The organism is Micromonospora sp. CB01531 (assembly GCF_001905095.1).
GTDB lineage: Bacteria > Actinomycetota > Actinomycetes > Mycobacteriales > Micromonosporaceae > Micromonospora.
The window spans coordinates 65,688-85,950 of record NZ_LWLS01000001.1 but is presented as its reverse complement, the minus strand read 5'-3'; the positions used below and the strand labels follow the sequence as shown (position 1 = coordinate 85,950).

Here is a 20,263-nt window from a genome sequence, read left to right as displayed (position 1 = left end):
GGGGAGGTAGCACGGGATGCCGGCCCGCCCGTTACCGTTCCGGGTCGGGGAGGTACAGGTGTACGTCGTATCGGTAATCAACTACAAGGGCGGGGTGGGTAAGACCACCATGACCGCCAACCTCGGGGCCGAGCTGGCCAACCGGGGGATGAAGGTACTGCTGATCGACCTCGATCCGCAGGCCAGCCTGACGTTCAGTTTCTACGAGCCGGACGACTGGCGGGACCGGCTGCGCGACGAGCGGACGGTCAAGCGCTGGTACGACGGACTACGCGGGGACACCCCGGCGGCGACCCTCGGGGAGCTCGTGGTTTCGCCCGGCCCGGCGAACGCCCAGCTGAAGGGCGCGGGACGGCTCGACCTGATCGCGTCCCACCTCCAGCTGGTCGACATCGACCTGGCCCTGGCCCGGGGCGTCGCCGACGGCGACGAGTACGACGCCGAGCTGTTCCGGGTCCGCGGTTCACTCGACCAGGGGCTGCACGACCCGGCGCTGGACCCGTACGACCTGGTGCTCATCGACTGCCCGCCGAACTTCAACGTGGTCACCCAGTCGGCCATCATCGCCAGCGACCACCTGCTCATCCCGGCGAAGGCCGACTACCTGTCCACCCTCGGCATCGACTACCTGCACGGCAACGTCCGCGAACTGGTCGAGCGGTACAACGCGGACTCCCGCCGATTCGCCAAGATCCGGCGACACCACAAGGTCGCCCCGGACATCGCGGGCGTGGTGTTCACGATGATCCAGCTGATGGCGCAGCAGCCGATCGCCGCGCACCAGGGCTACATGGACCAGGTACGCGCGCTGGGCGTGCCGGTGTTCCCCACCGCGCTGCGGGAGAACGTGACCCTGTTCGCCACGAACACGCCACGCGGGGTGCCGGTGGTGCTGCGAGACCGGGTCACCGCGCCGGCGGTCCGCGAGGAGCTGCGTCAGATCACCACCGAGTTCCTGGCCCACCTCCAGCCCGCCTCGGCGGCAACGCCCTCCTCCCCCGCCGCCAACGGCGCGGCAACCCCCGCCGCCCCCGTCACCAGCGGCGCGACGGGGGCAGACGCATGAGCGACCCGACCCTCGCCGTGCTGGCCCGGGTGGCCGCGTTCCTCGGCGGTCTGTCCGCGGCGGAGGTGGCCGACCTGGCTGCAGGACGCGCCCGGCTCGCGCTGCTCCCGGCCGCCGCCGACCCCGCGCCGCCCGCCCCCGGCGTCGCCCCGACGCCGGGGAACAGGGGCAGTGCACCCGCAGCCGCCGGACGGGCGGCGCCACCGGGCGGGAAAATCCAGGACGTGGAGCGGGCCCAGGCCGCGCTCGCCGCGATGTCCCGGCGCGAGGACGGTACGGCGTACCTGGGGTCGTGGACGACCCGGGAACTGCGGGCGCTGGCCGCCCGGGTGGGGCTGCGCGGGGTGGCCGGGCTGCGGAAGATGGAGCTGGTCGAGCGGATCGTCGAGCGCACCATCGGCTTCCGGCTCAACTCCACCGCCATCCGCCAGCGGTGAGCCGCGACGTCGCGGCGCCCCTGGCACAAGCCAGCCGGGCAGCGCCGAGGGCCCTAGGCTGGGCGCCAGTGACGCCGACGCGAGGAGGCCCAGGATGGCCGACGGCAGCAACCGCTACGCCGCCCTGCTGCGGGGCGTCAACGTCGGCAGCACCCGGCTCGCCATGGCGGATTTGCGTCGCCTGGTCGCCGACCTCGGCCACGAGGACGTGAAGACGTACCTGCAGAGCGGCAACGTGGTCTTCACCAGCCCACCGACGAAGGACGAGATCCTGGCCGAGGGCATCGAGCGCAAGCTCGCTGACGAGCTCGGGTTGCGGGTGCCGGTGCTGGTCCGCGACGGCGGCGAGTTGGCGGCGGTCGCCGACGCCAGCCCGTACGCGGGGAAGCAGGACGACCCGACCCGGGTGCTGGTGGCCTTCCTGTCGGCCAAGCCCACCGCGGCGAAGGTCAAGGACCTGACCGTGCCGGCCGGCGAGCACCTTGAGTACGCGGTGATCGGTCGGGAGTTGCACCTGCACTTCCCGGACGGCGGCTACGGGCGGACGAAGTTCACCAACGCGTACCTGGAGAAGAAGTTGGGGGTGGTGGCGACGACCCGCAACTGGAAGTCGGTGCTGGCCCTGCGCGACCTGACCGAGGGCTGAGCGGCGGAGCCGCCGGGCCCCGCCGCGGCCGGCGTCAGAAGTGGTACGCGGTGTGGTACTCAGGCAGCACCACGCGGCTGCGCGGCGACACCTTGCGCACCGCGGCGATCAGGTCGTCGAGGCGCTTGCGGTCGCTCTCCGCGACCGTCGGCGGGTTGGTCAGCCTGGTCTCGAAGTTGTCCCAGTGCACCGGCACCACGACCTTCGGGTAGTCCAGTGCGGCCATCAGCCGGGGCACGTAGTCGGCGGTGGAGGTGGTGGCGGCGGAGGCGACCATCGCCACGTCGGGGGCCAGCCCGGCGAGGTTGCGCTCGTTGAGGTCGCTCGCCCCCATGAAGAACACCGCCGGGCCGTCGGCGATCCGGATCTGGTACGCCAGGGTGTCCCCCTCGGGCAGGTCGGCGATGGTCTGCGGCTTCGGCGGCGGGGTGAGGCGTACGCCGGGGAAGGCCATCGACCACGATGCGTTGCGGCTGTGCAGGGAGCTGATCACCTCGACCGTGTAGTCGCCGAAGTCGAGCACCTCGCCGCCCTTGACCGGGGCGAGCTTGCCGGACGGCAGCCCGTACGCCAGCCCCAGGTGGTACGCGGTCAGCGTGCCGAAGACCCGGGCGCCGGTCCGGCCGGCGATGTGGGGCACGTCGTTGAAGTGGTCCCAGTGGGTGTGCGTGACGAAGATGTTCTCCGCCCGGTCCACCAGCGAGTCGATAATCTCGGTGTTCACCTCCAACGGGGTGTCCTGATCGAACTTTCCCGTGAACAGGCCGGTGTCGAAGCGGCTCAGGTACGGGTCGACCAGCACCGTGCGGTCACCGATGTCGATCCGCCAGCCGGACGTACCCCACCAGCGGAAGCTGACCGGGCGGGAGCGGCGGGCGCCGGTGGTGGTGAGCGGCGCGGCGGTCGCCGGAGCGGCCTGGGCCGGCCCGGCGAGCGCGCCGGCGCCGAGGCCGACGGCGGAGACGGCGGCGGTGCCGACCGCGGCGTCGCGCAGGAAGCGGCGACGGTCGTACGAGCGGTTCTCGGGCATGGTGGGTCCTCCCCCGTGCGGTCGGTGATCGGTAGCACCAGCCCACCATCGGCCGGTTCGCCCTGTCCAAGATCGAACAGCGGCACGGTCGATATGCATTCGCATATCACCGCAGCTCAACGGGTCGCCTTCGGCCGGGGTGCGGCCGAAATTCAGCGCAGCGCCTCGACGGCGACCCGGGCCGCCTCGCCCATCGCCAGGTCCACGTCGATGTTCCGGGTGCTCAGCCGCTCGGTGCGGGCGAAGACCGCCACGGCGTACCGGCCGCCGTCGGGATATTCGGCGACCCCGGCCTCCAGGTGCAGGCCGGGCAGGGTGCCGGTCTTCCCGGCCACCCGGACGCCGGGCGGGAAGCCGGCGGCGAGCCGGGTCCAGAAGAGCTGCCGGCCCATCAACTCCCGGACCAGCGCGCAGGCGGCCGGTGGGCCGGCCTCGTCGCGCCAGATCAGGCCGAGCAGCCGGGTCATCTCCCGGGCGGTGCTGGACGTGGTGTGCGTGGGGTCGAAGACGCGCATCGCCCGGATCCGCTCGGGTGGCAGGGTCGGGAAGATCCGGGCGAACTCCGCCTCGGTGCGGGCGCCGACGTCGGCGAGCATGGTCTCGACCAGTTGCCGGGGTCCGCCGACGATGCGGGTACGCGGCAGGTCCAGCTCGGCGGCGAGCATCGGCAGCACGTCCGGGCCGATCCGGCGCAGCAGCAGGTCGGCGGCGGTGTTGTCGCTGACCGACATGGCGAAGTAGGCGAGGTCGCGCAGCGACACCTCGACGTCGTCGGCGCAGCCGGCGACACCCCAGCCGCCGAGCCGGTCCGCGGCCCGCACGAGGACCCGCTCGACCGGGTCGAGCTGCCCGGCGACGGCCTGCCGGGCGAACTCCAGCACCAGCAGGATCTTGAAGACGGAGGCGATGACCACCTGATCATCCGCCCGGACCGCCACCTGCCGGCTGCCGTCGTCCACGTCCGTCACGTGCAGGCTGCCGCTGATGCCCGCCCGCTCGAAGATCGCCCCGACCTGCTCCCCCGCTGTCACCGACACACGTTAACCAGGGGCCGTCGGGGGCGGGCGTAGGGTGCGGGACGTGGATCTGCTGCGACACCTGCGGCACTTCGTGGTGGTGGCCCGGGAGTTGCACTTCGGGCGGGCGGCCGAGGTGCTGGGGATGGCGCAGCCGCCGTTGAGCCAGTCGATCCAGCGCCTCGAACGGGAGCTGGGAGTTGCCCTGTTCGACCGGTCCGGGCGGCAGGTGCGGCTGACCACCGCGGGTCAGCTCCTGCTCGGCGAGGCCGACGACCTGCTCGCCGGGGAGCAGCGGCTGCGCAACCTCATGGACCAGGTACGCCGGGGCGCGCTGGGTGTGCTGCGGGCGGGCGTACCGCCGGAGACCCCGGCGGTGATGCTGCGCGCGTTGCTCGACGGGCTCGCCGCCCGGGCGCCCGGGCTCGACGTCGACCTGCACGAGCTGACCAGCGCCGAGCAGCGGCGGATGCTGGGCGAGGGGCGGCTCGACGTCGGCCTGCTGCACCACCCGGTGGAGGAGGTCGGGTTGCGGTTCGGTCCGGCGGTCGATGTGCCGGTGGGGGTGCTGCTGCCGCGGGCGTCGCCGCTGGCCCGGGCCCGGCAGGTGGACCTGGCCGGGCTGGCCGGGCTGGACCTGATCACCGCACCCCGGGCCACCGCACCCGGCTGGCACGACCATGTCCTGGCGGTGTGCCGGCGGCACGGTTTCGTGCCCGCCCGGGTCCGGCACGCCCGCAACCCGGAGTTCCTGTTCGGGCTCCTGCTGGCGGGCGGGGCGGTGGCCGTCGAGCCGGAGGCAGTGGCGCGCCGCGAACCGCGGATCGCCTGGCGGCCGCTCACCGGCGCGCCGTTGGTGAAGCGCACCTCGGCGGCCTGGCCGGACCGGGCACCGCATCCCGCCGCGCCGATGTTCGCCCAGCTCGCGGCCGAGGTGCTGGCGGTGGTCGAGCCGCCGCCCGGGCCGGCGGCGGTCGCGTCGGCCGCCCGCCCGTGGCCGGTGCTGTTCGAGGCGGGCCAGTCACCGGCCGGCTGACGCCGGCCGGTGACCCGCCGGTCAGCGCGGGGCGGGGACGACTGCCGGGGCCTGCTCCAGCACGGCCGTCGGAAGCTGCGGCCCGGCGGGCAGCGCCACCGGCTCCTTGGCCCGGGTGACCAGGTCGACTACGGTCCGGCTGAGCCGCTGGGCGGACTCCGACATGGACTGGTTCGCGGTGACGATGGCGGTGACCACCTCGGCCCGCTTCTGCTGGCCGTAGCGGACGGCGTCCTCGATGCCCCGGGCCTGCGCGTCGATCGACTCGGCCACCTCCAGGATGGTTTCCGGGCGGACGGTGGGGGTCTGGATCACCCGGGCGATCTGCGGCACGGCCGTCTTCGACGCCGCCGCGTACGCCGACAGCACGTCGTTGGCGCCGTCGGCGACCGCCTGCTGCATGTCGGCGGCCTGGTTGGCCTGCAACAGCAGCGCCCACTGGGCGATGGTGAGCTTCATCGTCGGGATGGTGAGGTTCATCAGCAGGGCGAGACGCTGGCCGAGCCCGTAGTTGAGGGTGCGGATGTTGCGCACCTGCGGCGAGGTGGACCAGGCGACGAAGAGGCGCTGCTGGAACTCGTTGATCCGCACCTCCAGCGCCTGGGCGAACTCGGTGACCAGGGAGAGTCGTTCCTGCTGGTCCCGCTCGTCGGGTGCGCCGGGGGTGACGGTGATCGACCTGGCGTCCGCCAGCGCCGCGTCGCGGATCAGCTCCATCACCGCGATGACGCCGACGAGTTGCCCGATGGCCGCCTCGTTGGCCTTGTAGAGCTCGTCGCAGAGCACCACGTTGCGGCGTAGCTGCAACTGCTTGTCGCTGAGCTGCCCGGCGACCCGGTCGAGCTGCTGCTCGACGGTCCGGGCCTCCTCGAACAGCATCTCCAGCAGGTCCCGCCCCTTGCGGAACAGGCCCCGAATGGCGTCGGAGAACTTGGTGAAGGTCTCCCGCACCTTGGGGTCGCTCGGGTCGTACTTGCGGCGGAAGCTGCGCATCCGGTCGTTGATCTCGTGCATGATGCTGGTCAGTTCCGGGATGTCGACCCGGCCGACCTCCCGGAAGATCCGGCTGACCTGCGCGTTGACCTGGTCCAACGCCTGGTTGCCGAAGTTCGCCAGGGCTTCGGTGTTGGCCAGCATGGTCGGGTAGAGCTGGCGGGCGGCCTGCTCGGCCTGGGTCCGCTGCGCCGGAGTGAGCAGGGTGGTGCAGGAGAAGGTCTTCGGTTCCGCGGTGGCCAGCGCGGTGGTGATGGCCGCGTCGGCGGCGCCGGCGGGCGGGTCGGCCGGGCCGCCGACGATGCTGCCGAAGTCGATCTGGAGTCCCTCGTTCATGGCGTGGGGTCCCTTCATTTGCAGGTGGTGGCGTCCTTCATGCAGCTGAGCAGCGCGAGCGTCACGTCGGCGGCGGGGGCGGGAGCGGCCCGGAGCTGGTCGGCGAGCCCGATGTCGGGGAAGTCGGTGACGTCGTTCGCGCCGACCTGCACCGCCGAGCGGAAGCCGTACCGCTGCCAGGCGATGTCCTGGATCTTCGGGTCCTTGAGCGCGTCGATGAGCCGGCCGGCGGCCGGGTCGAGGGCGAGCACCGGGTGGTCGCTGTAGATGGTCGGGTCGGGGTAGAGCACCCGGACGTTCTTCAGCAGGTTGGCGCTGTTGTCGCCGCTCTGCACCACCTGCTGGATGATCTGGTTCTCGTAGCCGGCGTACAGCGGGGCCTTGAACTCGCCGCCCTGGGTGAGCCATTCCCGGAAGCCCGAGTCGGAACTGCGGGACTGCAGGCCCTGCGCGTCGTGCAGCGCGCGCATGGTGGGCAGAGCCCGGCGCGCCTGGGCGAGGCTCGGGGCGGAGAACCCGTCGGCGGTGGCGATGATGTTGAGCTGGAGCTGGGCCAGGGTGAATCCGCTGTTGGACTTGGCGGGGTCGGTGCTGGCCACGGTGATCGGGCCGCGCAGGTCGGCCGCGCCGATCGCCTCCCAGGTGCCGCGCTTCACGACGTGGTCGAGGAGCAGGGCCTTCATGTCGACCACGAAGTACCGGTCGCCGCGGCGCTGCACGATGCCCTTGCGCAGGAGCGCGTCGGTGCCGCGCGGTCCGGCGTAGATGACCTCGGGCGATTGGAGGAGGTTCTCCGCCCGGTAGTCCGGGAAGGCTCCGGCGTGCTGGGCCTCGAAGACGCTCTGGGCGCTGGCGCTGGAGGGCCAGAGGCAGTCCAGCTTGCGGGCCTTGATCTCGTCGGTGCTCAGCTGCACCTGGTCGTAGGAGCCCAGCGGCTGGAAGGCGACTGCCAGCCGGTAGTCCTCGCGCAGGATCCGCTTGACCTCGCTGTCGGCCATCAGTTCGGACTTCTCGGAGCCGCCCACGCAGGTGACGGTGGTGGGTGGGCCGGCGGTCGCCGGGGTGTCCGCGGAGCGGCGCCAGAGCAGCGCCGCGACGACGCAGACGGCGATCACCGTGACCAGCCCGATCAGGAACCGGGCGCTGGGCAGTCTCAACGTGACTCCTTATCGGCCCAGGTCGGGCAGGCTGGGTGGGGCGACGGTGTCCAGGTTGGCGGTGTACTGCGCGATGTCGCCCTGGTTGACCAGCCGGACGCTGTCCAGGGCGAAGTCGGCGAAGCGCCGGAACGCGGCTTCGCCGTTGCGGCGCAGCGTCTCCGGGTCGTGGTAGAGCACCGGCTGGCGCTGGATGTCGAGGTACTGGCGTACCGCGCCGTCGAGGCTGCGTAGATGGCCGCCGACCTGGGCGGCGGTGGAGTAGAGGCTGTCCGGTGAGCGGTCGCGGACCCGCTCGAACAGCTCGGGGACGTACCGGCAGGCGTCGTCCAGGGCCTGGCGGGCCGCCGGGCTGCGTACGTCCCGGGCGAGTCGCTCGACGTCGCGCAGCACGCGCAGCGCCTCGCCCACCCGGTCGTCGGCCTCGTCGGCGTAGCTGTCGGTGGCCACCCGGGCGGTGGAGCGGTCGTCGAGCATCAGGTAGAGCCCGAGCGCGACGGCGGCGGCGAGCAGCGGCGCCCAGAGCAGGCTGCCGGTGAGGGCGAAGACCAGCGCGAAGGCGCCGACCGCGGCGGCCAGGGCGACGGGCGCGGCCAGCCGGTGCCTCACTTGTACCCCGCCGCCTGCCGCAGGGCCGCCACCAGGTCGTCCTGCCGGACGAAGGTGCCGTTGGTGGCGTCGGCGACCTCTTGGAGCTGGGTGGGGTCGGCGCCGCGGCCGAAGGCGATGGCGACGACCGGCACGCCGGCCGACCGTAGCGCGGCCAGGGCCTTCGCGCGCCGCTTGCTGTCGGACTGGCCGTCGGTCATCAGCACGACCAGCCGCTTGCGGTCGTCGGGCTGCGGCCGGGCCAGTTCGTCGGCGGCGCGGAGCAGGCAGGCGTACATGTCGGTGCCGCCGTCGGGCCGGTAGCCGGTGACCTTGCGGACCAGGTCGCGCAGTGCGGCGGGGTCGTTGCCCGGTACGGTCCACGGGCTGCCGCCGGTGATGTCGCCGTTGAAGATGCTGACGGTTGTGGTGTCCTTCGGGTGGGTCTGCAGGAAGTTCAGGGCGGCCTGCTCGGGGTCGAAGATCTGCCCGGCGGCGGCCTGGATGCCGGTCCACCCGTCGTTGTCGCCCATCGAACCGCTGCCGTCGAGGCAGTAGTAGACGGCGACCGGCCGGCGGTAGCGGGTCTGGTATCGGTCGAGCGCGGCCTGGATGACCGGGGCGGACGGGAACTGGATGGCCTGCTCGTTGATGGTGCCCTGGATGCCCCAGGCCGGGTTGAACACGGCCGGGTCGGGGTTGTCGAGGGTGAGTCCGACGCCGGCGGCGGGGCGGCGGCCCAGCTTGAGCAGCGCCGCCTGCGCACCGGGGTCCTTGAGCAGGTGGTTCTGCAGCTCGGTGAAGATCCGGTGGGCGTTGTCGTTGCCGTCGTGCGGCAGGAAGCCCAGCGGCGCGTCGCTGACCGCGAGGGAGCCCCGTGGGTACGCCACCATCAGCGGTTCCCGGCCGGCCTTGACCAGCTCGGTGTTCTTCTCGATGACCAGGTCCTCGTAGGTGAACATGGCCCGGCACTGGTCCGGGCGGGCGAGGCACTCGGTCATCAGGGTGCCGGTGGAGGGCGGGGTCTGGTCCATCGCCTTGACGAACCGGGTGACGCCCTGCTCGACGGCGGGCGAGTCGAGCTGCTGCTGGGTGAGCGGGGTGCCTGGGCCGTTGCCGGCGAAGTGGTTAAGGAAGCCGAAGAGCACGGTGGCTCCGGAGTTGGACTGGGTGGGGTTGGTGATCCATACCCTGGTCCGCCCCGATTCGACGGCGTGCAGGATGTCGGCGATCGGCACGTCGGAGCGGCCGGCGAAGCCGAGTTTGTCCATCTCGGAGCGCCAGGCGGCGAAGACGACCGGGGTGAGGAACATCGGCTGCACGTCGCGCAGCGCGCTGGCCCGGTCGCCCAGTTGCAGGAAGACGCTGGAGGCGAACCAGTACGCGTCGAAGTCGGCGCTGCCGGAGGCGAGCATCCGGGCCTGGTCCACGGAACCCTTGAAGGTGACCTCGCACCGGTAGTGCCGCTCGGCGCACCACGGCTTCACGACGGTGTCGACGACGGCCTGCTGTTCACTGCCGGCGACCATGCGCAGGGTGCCGGTGGCCGGCCCGTCGGTCCGCCGCGTCGTCGGCCCGTCCGTCGTGCAGCCGGTGATCAGCACCAGCACCGCCACAGCCAGCGCCGTGAGTCTCTTGGCCCGCACCTGCACCCCGCTCCTGTTCGGTGGAAATCCGCATCCGGGCGGATCGAGGTCGTTGGTAGCACCGGTAAACCAACGGGACGGCCAACCTTGGGTGAACTCCAGGTGTCATGATCGTTTGTCGCGGATCACCGTCGGCTCGTCGTGAGGAACGGCCCCGATCGGGTAGGAGAACCTGGTGGCATGGCCCCGGGCGAGGGCGTGGAAGCGCTTCCGGGTACCCCCGACGATGGGAGATGAGGCTTTCATGGCCGCGAACGGCGTTCCGACCATCGCACTCAACGACGGCAACACCATCCCGCAGCTCGGCTTCGGGGTCTTCCAGGTCCCGCCGCCGGAGACCGCGCAGGCCGTCGGCACGGCGCTGGCGGTCGGCTACCGGCACATCGACACCGCCCAGATGTACGGCAACGAGGCCGAGGTCGGACAGGCGGTCCGCACCTCCGGACTGGACCGCGGCGAGGTCTTCGTCACCAGCAAGCTCAGCAACGGCTTCCACCGCCCCGACGACGCCCGCAAGGCGTTCGAGTCGACGTTGCAGGCGCTCAAGTTCGACTACCTCGACCTGTTCCTCATCCACTGGCCGCTCCCCACGCGGTACGACGGGGACTTCGTCTCGACGTGGCAGGTGCTGGAGGAGCTTCAGCGCGACGGCCGGGCGAAGTCGATCGGCGTGTCGAACTTCCAGGTGGCGCACCTGGAGCGGCTGGCCGCCGAGGCGCAGGTGATGCCGGCGGTGAACCAGATCGAGGCGCACCCGTACTTCGGCAACGAGGAGGTCCGCGCGTACGACCAAGCGCACAACATCATCACCGAGGCGTGGTCCCCGATCGCCCAGGGCAAGGTGCTGAACGACCCGACGATGATCGACATCGCCGAGGAGTCGGGCCGCTCCCCGGCCCAGGTGGTGCTGCGCTGGCACATCCAGCGCGGCGACGTGGTCTTCCCGAAGTCGACCACGGCGAAGCGGATCGAGGAGAACTTCCGGATCTTCGACTTCGAGCTGGACGACGCCACGATGGACCGGATCGGCGGCCTGGGCCAGGGCGAGGCCGGCCGACAGGGACCGAACCCGGACACCTTCGACTACGTACCGAGCTGACCGAGCGGTAGGGCCCCTAAAGCGGCCGCTCTTTCGCCACTTCTTACGAGACTGCTACGGAGGGCCCGCCGGGCTGGAACGCGGCCGGCGAGGCGGGTTGGGTCAAGGGACCACTGTCTTCACGAACGGGGTCCCGGATGCGACTGTCCTCTCTGCTCCGACCAGTCGGCGCCGCCGCGGTGGCGGCGGCGCTGCTCACCATCGCCCCCATCGGCGCCAGCGCCGCGCCCGGCGGCCGGCCCGGCAAGCCGAGCCCACACCCCACCGCAAGCCCGAGCCCCACTGCCAGCCCGAGCCCGACCGCAAGCCCAAGCCCGACGGGAAGCCCGACCGCCAGCCCCAGCCCGACGCCCACGCAAAGCAGCACCATCACGCCCGGGGTGTCGGGCGGCACGGTGAGCCCGTCGACCATCACCGCCGGGCAGCTTGCCACCCAGACCGTCACGCTCTCCGGCCCGGCGCCAGCGGGCGGGATCTGGGTCTGGCTCTACGCGGACGTGGTCTACACGCGGTTCGTGGGAAGCAGGGTCTACGTGCCGCCAGGGCACAGCAGCGTCAGCTTCCCGATCCGGCTCGCCGCGAGCGTGGCACAGACACAAGTCAGGACCCTCCACGCTCAGGCCCCAGGGCAGAACCTCGTCCCCGCGGGGAAGGTCACCGTCGTACCGGCTGATCCGGCGGTGCAGGGGGTCAAGGACCTGCGGTTCGACCAGCGAGTCGTCATCGAGGGGCAGACCGTGACCGGGACCGTGGAGCTGACGGCCCCGGCGATGGCCGGTGGCCTCAACGTGGATCTCTGGTCGAACAGCGCGTACGGCGGTGTGCGAGTGAGTGTGCCGCCGCTGGTCGTAGTGCCCGAGGGAGCCACCACGGTCAGCTTCACCGCGCCCGTCTACGGCGATGGCGCACCGAACGAGGGGAACCCCGGCGCGTACCTGGGCGGCACTCGGGACAGCGCACGCGTCGCTGCGGTGCCACCGACCTTCGCCGCCGGACCGAGCTTCGTCCGCGTCGGCAGCACGGTCACCGGCGTGGTGGGCATCGGAACCACCCCGAACCCGGACGGCACCCAGGTGGGGCTCACCGTCGACCTGGCCGGGGTGAGCGTCCCCACGACCGTCGACATCCCGGCGGGCAGCCCGGGTGCCGTCTTCCCGATCACCGGAGCGGCCGACCTGTCACCGTCCGCGACCGGCACCCTCACCGCCACCTGGAACGGGCAGACCGCCACCCGCTCCTTCGTCACCGGCTACTGACGGGCTGCCGTGCGCCGCTCGCCGATCCGGCGGAAGGCCGCCTGGGTCGGCGAGCCCGGCTCGGGGACGTAGACGATGAGCCGCTGGTCGGTCTCCGGGACCTGCAACACCCGGCACTCGAACTCCAACGGGCCCAACTCCGGATGGGCCACCCGCTTGACGGTGGGGCGGCGCTCCCCCACCTCGTGCTCGGCCCAGAGCGCCGCGAACCGCGGCGACACCCCGAGCAGCTCGGTGACCAGCCCGGCGATCGCCGGGTCAGTCGGGTAACGGCCGTACGCGGCCCGCAGGTCGGCCATCGTGGTACGGGCGAAGCGCAGCGTCTCCGGGTCGGTCCAGTGCGACTCAGGAACCTCCCGTCCGAACATCCAGCGGATCATGTTGCGTTCGTCGGCCGGCACCGCCGACAGCTCGCCAACGAACCAGGTGGCCAGCCGGTTCCACGCCAGCACCTCGTACGCGGCATCGACCAGGTACGCGGGCGTCTCCGTCATCGCGTCCAGCAGGTGCCGCAGCCCCGGCGGCACCTGCCGGCTCGGCCCGACCGGTTCCGGCGGGCTCTCCCCGGCGATCCGGAACAGGTACGCCCGCTCGTCGCGGCCGAGCAGCAGCGCCCGGGCCAGCGCAGCGAGTACCTGACGGGACGGGTGCGGGCCGCGGCCCTGCTCCAGCCGGATGTAGTAGTCGATGGACATGCCGGCGAGCTGGGCGACCTCCTGCCGGCGCAAGCCCGGCGTGCGGCGGCGTACCCCCTCGGGCAGGCCGACCTCGGCGGGGCGCAACCGGGCGCGGCGGGTGCGCAGGAAGTCGGCCAGCTCATCGCGGCGCAGGCTCGTCATGCCCTCCAGCGTGCCGCAACCCCGGCCGCCGAGGGTGGTACCGCCAGTCCCAGCCTCGGCGGGCCTCTCCCGGCCAGCCCGTGGCGGCGGCAGCCTCGGTGCCATGACGACGACGATCGCCCTGATCACCGGGGCCAACAAGGGAATCGGGCTGGCCACCGCCTGGCAGTTCGGCGCGCGCGGGTGGACCGTGCTGGTCGGCGCGCGGGACGCCGCGCGGGGCCGGGAAGCGGAACGGACGCTGCGCGCCGAGGGAGCGGACGGCCGGTTCGTGCCACTGGACGTCACCGACGAGGCGTCGGTCGCCGCCGCGGCCGAGCTGGTCGAGCAGGAGTACGGCCACCTGGACGTGCTGGTCAACAACGCCGGCATCATCCGCGCCGACGGGTCGGCGCTGCCCAGCGAGACCACCCTCGCCACGCTGCGCGAGGTGTACGAGACGAATGTGTTCGGGGTGGTAGCGGTGACCAACGCGTTCCTGCCGCTGCTGCACAAGGCCCCCGCCGCGCGGATCGTGAACGTCTCCAGCGAGGTCGGCTCCGTCGCGGTGATGACCGACCCGCAGGGCGCGCTGTTCGAGCTGACGTCGGTGCCGTACCCGTCGTCGAAGGCGGCGCTGAACATGGTCACCGCGATGTACGCCAAGGAGCTGCGGGACACCGCGATCAAGGTGAACGCGGCCAACCCCGGCTACTGCGCCACCGACCTCAACCACCACTCCGGCTTCCGTACCCCCGAGCAGGGCGCGGAGGTGAGCGTGCACCTGGCGACGTTGCCGGCGGACGGGCCGAGCGGGCTGCTGTGGGGTTTTCAGATGGACGCCGGCGGCGGCTACGGGGTGCTGCCGTGGTGAGGGCCTTCCCGGCTGCCGCCGTGGCGCGGGCTTGACTTCGAGCGCGCTCGAAGGTCGAGGGTGGTCGGCGACGGCGCTCATCCCACGGGGAGGATCCATGAGATACCGCACGATCGGCACCGACCCGGCCACCCGCCGCGAGGTCAGCGTGCTCAGCCTCGGCGCGATGCTGTTCGGCACCGCCACTGACGAAGCCACCTCGTACGCCATCCTCGACCGGTACGTCGAGGCCGGCGGCACGTTCATTGACACCTCGGACAATTACGCGTTCTGGCAGAACGGGGGCCAGGGCGGGGAGAGCGAGGAACTGCTCGGCCGCTGGCGGCGCAGCCGGGGCGTGGGTGCCGAGATGTTCATCGCCACCAAGCTCGGCGCGCGGCCCCTGGCCCCGGGCACCAGCTATGTGGACAACCCGGAGGGGCTGTCGGCGAAGGTGATCCGCGAGTCGGCGGAGCGGAGCCGGGAGCGGCTCGGCGTGGACCGGCTCGACCTGCTCTACGCGCACATCGAGGACCGGACGGTGCCCTTGCGGGAGACCGTGGAGGGTTTCGCGGAGCTGGTCGGCGAGGGCACCGTCGGGCTGCTTGGCGCGAGCAACCACCGCGCCTGGCGGGTGGAGCGGGCCCGGAGCATCGCCGCCGCGGCCGGCCTGCCCGGGTACGTGGTGCTCCAGTATCACCGCAGCTACCTGCCCCGCCGGATCGACCTGCCCAGCGAGCTGGACCCGGACGGCGACGTCGGCTGGGTCGGTCCCGACCTGGCCAGCTATCTGCGGGCCGAGCCGCAGCTCGCCCTGGTCGCGTACTCGCCGCTGCTCAAGGGCGCGTACGCCCGGCCCGGACGGCTGGGCGTCGAGTACGACCTGCCGAGCACCCCGGCCCGGCTGGCCGCGCTGCGCGCCGTGGCGGCGGAGACCGGCGCCACGGTCAACCAGGTGGTCCTGGCCTGGCTGATGGGCGGGGACATCCCGGCGATCGCCCTGGTCGGCGCGTCCTCGGTGGCGCAGTTGGACGAGAGCCTCGCCGCGGTCGACCTGGAGCTGACCGCGGAGCAGCGGGCGAGGCTGGACGCGGCCCGGTGACGGATGCCCCACCCGATCCACCGTTCGGCCGGGCCAGCCCGGCCGTCCGCGTGGGCCGGCCACCCTCACCGGCACGCCAGGGTCCGCCACCTGTGGGCGGCCGGGGCCGTACCGCCGGGCAAGCCGGCGACATGGGTCTGGCTGACGGGACAGTCAGGCAGCGAGATTGGTTCGTATCGCTGTGGGGTACGGATCGGGATCGTCGAATACTGTAAGCGACTGGAGGACCGTCGCCCGCCCGGCTGTAGGCGGTGGCGCCGATGGCGCGAGCACCAACAGGAACGGATATCTCGTATCCCATGAGCACCTACCGGCGCACCCCGGCCGTGGTGGCGTTGCCCGCGTACAACGAGGTGGCCAGGGGGCGGGTACGGGTTGCCCATACCCGGCCGGGGGACCGGCCCGTCGTGGCGCCGGACCGGCCCGTCGTGGCGCCGAACAACCGCTCCAACGACACCTCCGGCCGCGCCGCAGCAGAGGTGTGGCACCGGCCTCACCCGACCCCGCACCGCCAGGGCCGGCACCGCCGGCCTGCCCGGGAGCCCTATCGAGGCGCCGGACGGCGCGACGCGGGGCGCTCGGTGAGGAGGAACGCGGCTGCGGCCCGTGGTAGCGCCAAGGTGCCTGGGCAGCTCATCGTGCTGGTTCCTGCGCACAACGAAGCCCAGGGGATCAGCCAAGCGGTCACCGCGCTGGTGCGGCAGACGTACCAGCCCACACAGGTTGTGGTCATCGCCGACAACTGTCGGGATGAAACGGCGAGACTGGCCGCACAGGCCGGTGCACGCGTCTTCACGACGTACGAGAACCGACACAAAAAAGCGGGCGCGCTGAATCAGGTTCTTGCCCAACTGCTGCCGAAACTGGCGAGTGACGACTTCGTGATGGTGGTGGACGCTGATTCGGTCCTGGACCCGCACTTCCTGACGCACGCGGTGGCGAAGCTCAGCGCCGATCCACGGCTGGGTGCCGTAGGGGGCGTGTTCCGGGGCAGCAGCGGCAGCGGGTTCGTCGGCCACCTGCAACGCAACGAGTACATGCGCTATGCCCGGGACCTGGCCCGATTGAACGGGAAGTGCCTGGTGGTCACCGGGACCGCTGCGGTGTTCCGGGCAGGCACCCTGAAGGAAATCTCCGCGGCGAGACTCAGTGGCAAGCTCCCCACGGGCGACGGAGCGGGTGGCGTCTACGACACCACCGTCCTGACCGAGGACAATGAGATGACCTTCGCCTTGCGCCATCTCGGCTACACGGTCCTCTCCCCCAAGGAATGTTCACTGGTCACCGAGGTCATGGGCACCTGGGGCGACCTCTGGAGGCAGCGCCTGCGCTGGAAGCGGGGGGCCGTCGAGAACTGCTTTCAGTACGGGCTCACGCGTGTGACGTGGCGGTACTGGGGCAGGCAGTTGATGACACTCCTCGGGGTGCTCGTCACGTTCGGGTATCTGGGATCCCTCGTGTACACCGTGGTCGTCTACGGGGGAATCCACATCCAGCCGTTCTGGCTGGCAATTTCCAGCATCTTTGTCGTCGAGCGGGTGGTGACCGTCCGCTATCGCGGCTGGAAGTACATGCTCGCTTCGGCGACGATGTACGAGTTGGTCCTTGACCTCTTTCTGCAATTCGTCCACGCCAAGGCATACGCAGATGCCATTCTGCGCCGAGAAAGGAACTGGTAACCAGAGATGTACAACAACGTGACTGCCCCTGCGGCTGCTGGTGCAGCTACTTCTGGTGGACTCGCGGTCACCGGAGCCAGCACCGTCTGGGTCGTGCTGGCGGGGTTCGCCATGGTGGCTGTCGGATCCGCGCTGATGCGGATCGCTCCGAAGCTTCGCCGCTCTCGGTGAAGCTTCCGCGACACTGACCCGACCGGTCCGACCGACCCCGGCGGCGCAACGACGCGTCGCCGGGTCGGCTGTCTCTCGGCCGCCGGCGCCGTCACTTCTCGGTCTTGCCGGTCAGGTCGATGCGCCAGTCGTTGGACCGGATCAGGTGCCCCGGCGGGTATTCGAACTCGGTCTCGCCGAGCAGCGTGAAACCGGCCTTGCGGCAGACCGCGTTCGACGCCGGGTTCTCGACCGACGGGTAGGCGTGCGCCCAGCGCCGGCTCCCCGCGGCGCGGGCCGCGTCCAGCGTCGCGAGCACCGCCGCGGTGGCCAGCCCTCTCCCCTGGTGCGCCGGCAGCACCGCCCAGCCCAACTCCCAGACCTGCTCGCCGCGCCAGGCGCGCTCCCAGTAACCGACGCTGCCCACCTTGGTCCCGTCCAGCAGCGCGATGGTGAACATGCAACCGAGACCGGTGCCGCTCGGCCGCGCGTAGCGGGCGTTGCGGCTCACGACCTGCTCGTCGGTCTCCGGCCCGCCCGTGTGCCGCCGCACCTCCGGCGAGTTGAGCTGCCGCAACAGGTCCAGGTCGCCCTCGATCCACGGCTGGATGCGCACGTCGGCCATGCCGCCCCCTCGTCTCCGGCGCAATTCAAGCAGCCGCCACCGACAATCCGGGCCGCGTTTGGCGGCTCCGCCAGATCCGATCTGGCGGCTGCCGGCCGGCGTCTCGCGCCTGACGGGTGAGGCCCGACGGAGCCGGGGAGGAAGCATGGCGCCGCTACAGCTCGCCGTGATCATCGGCAGTACCCGCGAGGGGCGGATGGGCGACCGGATCGGTCGCTGGTTCGTCGACCAGGCGCGGCAGCGCGACGACATGGCGGTGTCCGTCGTCGACCTCGCCGCGTACGACTTCCCCGCCAGCTACCCCGCTGAGCCGACGGCCACCATGCGGTCGTTCGCCGAGGAGGTGAGCCGGGCGGAGGCGTTCGTCGTGGTCACCCCCGAGTACAACCACAGCTTCCCGGCCTCGTTGAAACAGGCGATCGACTACGCGTACGACGAGTGGCAGGCCAAGCCGGTCGGCTTCGTGTCGTACGGCTGCCGTTCGGTCGGCCTGCACGCGGTCGACCAGCTCCGGACGGTTTTCACCGCCCTGCACGCCGTGACGGTGCGCGACTTCGTCGGTGTCGACCTGCTCGGTGGTGAGTCGACGCCGCAGGTCGAGGACCAGCTGCGCCAGGACGCCCGGGTGCTGCTCGACGAGCTCTGCTGGTGGGGGCTGGCGCTGCGCGACGGCCGGGCGGCGCGCCCGTACGTCTCCTGATTGTCGAAGGAAGGTAGTGATCATGAGTAAACGGAACACCGGTCTGGCTGTCGAGGCCGACGGGCTGGTCCGCTCGTTCGGCGCGACCCGCGCGCTCGACGGCCTGGACCTTCAGGTCCCGGCCGGCACCGTCTACGGGCTGCTCGGCCCGAACGGTGCCGGCAAGACCACGGCGGTGCGGGTGCTGGCGACGCTGTTGCGCCCCGACGGCGGGCGCGCGCGGGTGTTCGGCCACGACGTGGTGACCGAGGCCGACGCGGTGCGCGCCCGGGTCAGCCTGACCGGCCAGTACGCCTCGCTGGACGAGGACCTGACCGGATCGGAGAACCTGGTCCTGCTGGGCCGCCTGCTCGGGCTGCCCAAGCTGGCCGCCCGGGCGCGAGCGGAGAGCCTGCTCGCCGCGTTCGGTCTGACGGAGGCGGCGGGCCGGCAGGTGAAGAAGTACTCGGGCGGGATGCGGCGGCGGATCGACATCGCGGCGAGCATCCTGAACACCCCGGACCTGCTCTTCCTGGACGAGCCGACGACGGGGCTGGACCCGCGCAGCCGCAACCAGGTGTGGGAGATCGTCCGGGCGGTGGTGGCGCACGGCACGACGGTGCTGCTGACCACGCAGTACCTGGACGAGGCCGACCAGCTCGCCGGTCGGATCGCGGTGATCGACCACGGCAAGGTGATCGCCGAGGGCACCCCGGGCGAGCTGAAGTCGTCGGTCGGCTCCGGCACCATCCATGTGCGGCTGCGCGATGCGGGCCAGCGGCCGGAGGCCGAGAAGCTGCTCCAGGCGGCGCTCGGCGTGCCGGTGCAGCTCGAAGCGGATCCGGTGGCCATGACGGCCCGGGTCGGCGAGGAGGGCAGCGACCTCGAGGCCAGCGAGCAGGCCGCTCGGGCGCTCGGGGAGCTGGCCCGCGCCGGCATCGTCGTCGACGACTTCTCCCTCGGCCAGCCGAGCCTGGACGAGGTGTTCCTGGCCCTCACCGACCACCCCGCCGTCGCGGCCGACGAGCGGGACGACCAGCTGGAGGCAGCCCGATGAGCGACACCGCGACCACCACCGGGCGGGCGCCGTCCGTCTACGTGCCGTCCGCCGAGGCGTTGGCGACGGTCCTCGCGCCGGGTGCCCGGCCACCGCGGCCGAATGCTTTGTCGGCGTCGCTCACGTTCGGCTGGCGGGCGCTGTTGAAGATCAAGCACGTGCCGGAGCAGCTGTTCGACGTGACCGCGTTCCCGATCATCATGGTGCTGATGTTCACGTACCTGTTCGGCGGCGCCCTCGCCGGCAGCCCGCGGGACTACCTGCAGTTCTTCCTGCCCGGCATCATGGTGACCAGCGTCGTGATGATCACCATGTACACCGGAGTCGGCCTCAACAACGACATCGAGAAGGGCGTCTTCGACCGGATCCGGACGCTGCCGGTCTGGCGGCCGGCCGCACTGGTCGGCATGATCTTCGGGGACGTGCTGCGCTACATCCTCGCCGCGGTGGTCATCCTCGGCGTCGGGCTGGCGCTCGGCTTCCGGCCCGACGGCGGGCTGCTCGGCGTGCTGGCGGGCATCGGCCTGCTGGTGGTCTTCTCGTTCGCGTTCTCCTGGGTCTGGACGTTCTTCGGCCTGGTGCTGCGCAGCGAGAAGTCGGTGATGGGGGTCAGCATGATGGTGCTGTTCCCGCTGACCTTCCTGAGCAACGTCTTCGTCAACCCGAGCACCATGCCGGGCTGGCTGCAGGCGTTCGTCAAGGTCAACCCGATCACCCACCTGGTGGCGTCGGTACGCGCGGCGATGGCCGGCTCGTCCGACGCGGCGAACACGATGTGGCTGCTGCTGTGGAGCATCGGGTTCGTCGTGGTCTTCGGCTCGCTGACCATGTACCGCTTCAACCGCCGCTGATCCTCCGCTCGACGACGGGCGCCCCGGCTGGGGCGCCCGTCGTCCGTCCTTTGCGGAGTCTTCCCGGGTAGCCACCTTTTTGTGGGTACTTGGCGGCGGCTGACGGCGGGGCCAAGCTGGTCATGGGCGGTCGAGGGACCGCC

At 71.6% G+C, this 20,263-nt stretch carries 20 protein-coding genes; 12 read left to right on the top strand and 8 right to left on the bottom strand.

The features are described from left to right. Positions 1 to 58 precede the first annotated feature (58 nt). The 3 genes from A6A27_RS00400 (at position 59) to A6A27_RS00390 (ending at position 2,149) form a co-directional block, all read left to right on the top strand. The gene (locus A6A27_RS00400; RefSeq protein ID WP_158073924.1) at positions 59 to 1,066 is read left to right on the top strand and encodes a ParA family protein; all 1,008 of its coding nucleotides are present in this window, start codon (positions 59 to 61) and stop codon (positions 1,064 to 1,066) included. Continuing rightward, positions 1,063 to 1,503 (top strand): Rho termination factor N-terminal domain-containing protein, encoded by a 441-nt coding sequence (locus A6A27_RS00395; RefSeq protein ID WP_073832311.1) that lies wholly within the window; start codon positions 1,063 to 1,065, stop codon positions 1,501 to 1,503. The genes A6A27_RS00400 and A6A27_RS00395 overlap by 4 nt, the downstream gene beginning before the upstream one ends. A gap of 94 nt (positions 1,504 to 1,597) precedes the next feature. After that, a complete protein-coding gene (locus tag A6A27_RS00390; protein WP_073832310.1) occupies positions 1,598 to 2,149 on the top strand; it encodes a DUF1697 domain-containing protein in 552 nt (183 codons plus the stop codon). A gap of 34 nt (positions 2,150 to 2,183) precedes the next feature. Here A6A27_RS00390 and A6A27_RS00385 read toward each other — a convergent pair whose 3' ends face one another. Beyond that, positions 2,184 to 3,179 carry an MBL fold metallo-hydrolase gene (locus A6A27_RS00385; RefSeq protein ID WP_073832309.1) on the bottom strand — a complete coding sequence of 332 codons (996 nt, stop codon included), beginning with the start codon at positions 3,177 to 3,179 and terminating at the stop codon, positions 2,184 to 2,186. A gap of 152 nt (positions 3,180 to 3,331) precedes the next feature. Next, the gene (locus A6A27_RS00380) at positions 3,332 to 4,210 is read right to left on the bottom strand and encodes a serine hydrolase (protein WP_073832682.1); all 879 of its coding nucleotides are present in this window, start codon (positions 4,208 to 4,210) and stop codon (positions 3,332 to 3,334) included. A 49-nt stretch (positions 4,211 to 4,259) separates the two neighbouring features. Between A6A27_RS00380 and A6A27_RS00375 the strand changes: the two genes are divergently transcribed. After that, complete coding sequence (locus A6A27_RS00375) at positions 4,260 to 5,231, top strand: LysR family transcriptional regulator (protein WP_073832681.1); 972 nt, start codon at positions 4,260 to 4,262, stop codon at positions 5,229 to 5,231. Positions 5,232 to 5,252: 21 nt separating this feature from the next. Here A6A27_RS00375 and A6A27_RS00370 read toward each other — a convergent pair whose 3' ends face one another. The 4 genes from A6A27_RS00370 to A6A27_RS00355 are packed head-to-tail and all read right to left on the bottom strand — an operon-like array spanning position 5,253 to position 9,951. Beyond that, positions 5,253 to 6,560, bottom strand: a complete 1,308-nt coding sequence (locus A6A27_RS00370; RefSeq protein ID WP_073832308.1) for a toxic anion resistance protein — start codon at positions 6,558 to 6,560, stop codon at positions 5,253 to 5,255. 14 nt (positions 6,561 to 6,574) lie between these two features. After that, on the bottom strand, positions 6,575 to 7,717 hold the full coding sequence (locus tag A6A27_RS00365) for a hypothetical protein (RefSeq protein WP_198940138.1): 1,143 nt from the start codon (positions 7,715 to 7,717) through the stop codon (positions 6,575 to 6,577). 9 nt (positions 7,718 to 7,726) lie between these two features. After that, positions 7,727 to 8,326 (bottom strand): hypothetical protein, encoded by a 600-nt coding sequence (locus A6A27_RS00360; protein ID WP_073832307.1) that lies wholly within the window; start codon positions 8,324 to 8,326, stop codon positions 7,727 to 7,729. Further along, positions 8,323 to 9,951: a VWA domain-containing protein gene (locus A6A27_RS00355; protein ID WP_241825014.1), complete on the bottom strand. Its 1,629-nt coding sequence runs from the start codon at positions 9,949 to 9,951 to the stop codon at positions 8,323 to 8,325. Before A6A27_RS00355 ends, A6A27_RS00360 begins: the two co-directional genes overlap by 4 nt. A gap of 244 nt (positions 9,952 to 10,195) precedes the next feature. On the opposite strand from A6A27_RS00355, the gene A6A27_RS00350 reads away from it, so the two are divergent. Next, the gene (locus A6A27_RS00350; protein ID WP_073832306.1) at positions 10,196 to 11,050 is read left to right on the top strand and encodes an aldo/keto reductase; all 855 of its coding nucleotides are present in this window, start codon (positions 10,196 to 10,198) and stop codon (positions 11,048 to 11,050) included. 137 nt (positions 11,051 to 11,187) lie between these two features. After that, positions 11,188 to 12,306: a hypothetical protein gene (locus A6A27_RS00340; protein ID WP_143193806.1), complete on the top strand. Its 1,119-nt coding sequence runs from the start codon at positions 11,188 to 11,190 to the stop codon at positions 12,304 to 12,306. Here the strand turns inward: A6A27_RS00340 and A6A27_RS00335 are convergent. Then, positions 12,300 to 13,145, bottom strand: a complete 846-nt coding sequence (locus tag A6A27_RS00335) for a helix-turn-helix transcriptional regulator (RefSeq protein WP_073832303.1) — start codon at positions 13,143 to 13,145, stop codon at positions 12,300 to 12,302. The genes A6A27_RS00340 and A6A27_RS00335 overlap by 7 nt on opposite strands. 103 nt (positions 13,146 to 13,248) lie before the next feature. Here A6A27_RS00335 and A6A27_RS00330 point away from each other — a divergent pair, with 103 nt between their 5' ends. The 3 genes from A6A27_RS00330 (at position 13,249) to A6A27_RS00320 (ending at position 16,758) form a co-directional block, all read left to right on the top strand. Then, positions 13,249 to 13,998 carry an SDR family oxidoreductase gene (locus A6A27_RS00330; RefSeq protein ID WP_073832302.1) on the top strand — a complete coding sequence of 250 codons (750 nt, stop codon included), beginning with the start codon at positions 13,249 to 13,251 and terminating at the stop codon, positions 13,996 to 13,998. A 97-nt stretch (positions 13,999 to 14,095) separates the two neighbouring features. Next, positions 14,096 to 15,079, top strand: coding sequence for an aldo/keto reductase (locus tag A6A27_RS00325; protein ID WP_073832301.1), 984 nt, complete (start codon positions 14,096 to 14,098; stop codon positions 15,077 to 15,079). A gap of 299 nt (positions 15,080 to 15,378) precedes the next feature. Then, a complete protein-coding gene (locus tag A6A27_RS00320) occupies positions 15,379 to 16,758 on the top strand; it encodes a glycosyltransferase family 2 protein (protein WP_083672354.1) in 1,380 nt (459 codons plus the stop codon). 262 nt (positions 16,759 to 17,020) lie between these two features. Here the strand turns inward: A6A27_RS00320 and A6A27_RS00315 are convergent, their stop codons facing one another. Then, positions 17,021 to 17,533 (bottom strand): GNAT family N-acetyltransferase, encoded by a 513-nt coding sequence (locus A6A27_RS00315; RefSeq protein WP_073832299.1) that lies wholly within the window; start codon positions 17,531 to 17,533, stop codon positions 17,021 to 17,023. A 145-nt stretch (positions 17,534 to 17,678) separates the two neighbouring features. On the opposite strand from A6A27_RS00315, the gene A6A27_RS00310 reads away from it, so the two are divergent. From A6A27_RS00310 to A6A27_RS00300, 3 genes are read left to right on the top strand one after another with little or no spacing between them, the layout of a single operon-like run. Further along, positions 17,679 to 18,233, top strand: coding sequence for an NADPH-dependent FMN reductase (locus tag A6A27_RS00310; RefSeq protein WP_143193805.1), 555 nt, complete (start codon positions 17,679 to 17,681; stop codon positions 18,231 to 18,233). Positions 18,234 to 18,255: 22 nt separating this feature from the next. Continuing rightward, the gene (locus tag A6A27_RS00305; protein WP_073832677.1) at positions 18,256 to 19,269 is read left to right on the top strand and encodes an ATP-binding cassette domain-containing protein; all 1,014 of its coding nucleotides are present in this window, start codon (positions 18,256 to 18,258) and stop codon (positions 19,267 to 19,269) included. Beyond that, complete coding sequence (locus A6A27_RS00300; protein ID WP_073832298.1) at positions 19,266 to 20,120, top strand: ABC transporter permease; 855 nt, start codon at positions 19,266 to 19,268, stop codon at positions 20,118 to 20,120. Before A6A27_RS00305 ends, A6A27_RS00300 begins: the two co-directional genes overlap by 4 nt. Positions 20,121 to 20,263 lie beyond the last annotated feature (143 nt).

Coding starts and splice junctions, on each gene's coding strand:
- A6A27_RS00395 (WP_073832311.1), top strand. CDS start 1,063: ATGAGCGACCCGACCCTCGCCGTGCTGGCCCGGGTGGCCGCGTTCCTC.
- A6A27_RS00390 (WP_073832310.1), top strand. CDS start 1,598: ATGGCCGACGGCAGCAACCGCTACGCCGCCCTGCTGCGGGGCGTCAAC.
- A6A27_RS00385 (WP_073832309.1), bottom strand. CDS start 3,179: ATGCCCGAGAACCGCTCGTACGACCGTCGCCGCTTCCTGCGCGACGCC.
- A6A27_RS00370 (WP_073832308.1), bottom strand. CDS start 6,560: ATGAACGAGGGACTCCAGATCGACTTCGGCAGCATCGTCGGCGGCCCG.
- A6A27_RS00350 (WP_073832306.1), top strand. CDS start 10,196: ATGGCCGCGAACGGCGTTCCGACCATCGCACTCAACGACGGCAACACC.
- A6A27_RS00340 (WP_143193806.1), top strand. CDS start 11,188: ATGCGACTGTCCTCTCTGCTCCGACCAGTCGGCGCCGCCGCGGTGGCG.
- A6A27_RS00335 (WP_073832303.1), bottom strand. CDS start 13,145: ATGACGAGCCTGCGCCGCGATGAGCTGGCCGACTTCCTGCGCACCCGC.
- A6A27_RS00330 (WP_073832302.1), top strand. CDS start 13,249: ATGACGACGACGATCGCCCTGATCACCGGGGCCAACAAGGGAATCGGG.
- A6A27_RS00325 (WP_073832301.1), top strand. CDS start 14,096: ATGAGATACCGCACGATCGGCACCGACCCGGCCACCCGCCGCGAGGTC.
- A6A27_RS00320 (WP_083672354.1), top strand. CDS start 15,379: ATGAGCACCTACCGGCGCACCCCGGCCGTGGTGGCGTTGCCCGCGTAC.
- A6A27_RS00315 (WP_073832299.1), bottom strand. CDS start 17,533: ATGGCCGACGTGCGCATCCAGCCGTGGATCGAGGGCGACCTGGACCTG.
- A6A27_RS00310 (WP_143193805.1), top strand. CDS start 17,679: ATGGCGCCGCTACAGCTCGCCGTGATCATCGGCAGTACCCGCGAGGGG.
- A6A27_RS00305 (WP_073832677.1), top strand. CDS start 18,256: ATGAGTAAACGGAACACCGGTCTGGCTGTCGAGGCCGACGGGCTGGTC.
- A6A27_RS00300 (WP_073832298.1), top strand. CDS start 19,266: ATGAGCGACACCGCGACCACCACCGGGCGGGCGCCGTCCGTCTACGTG.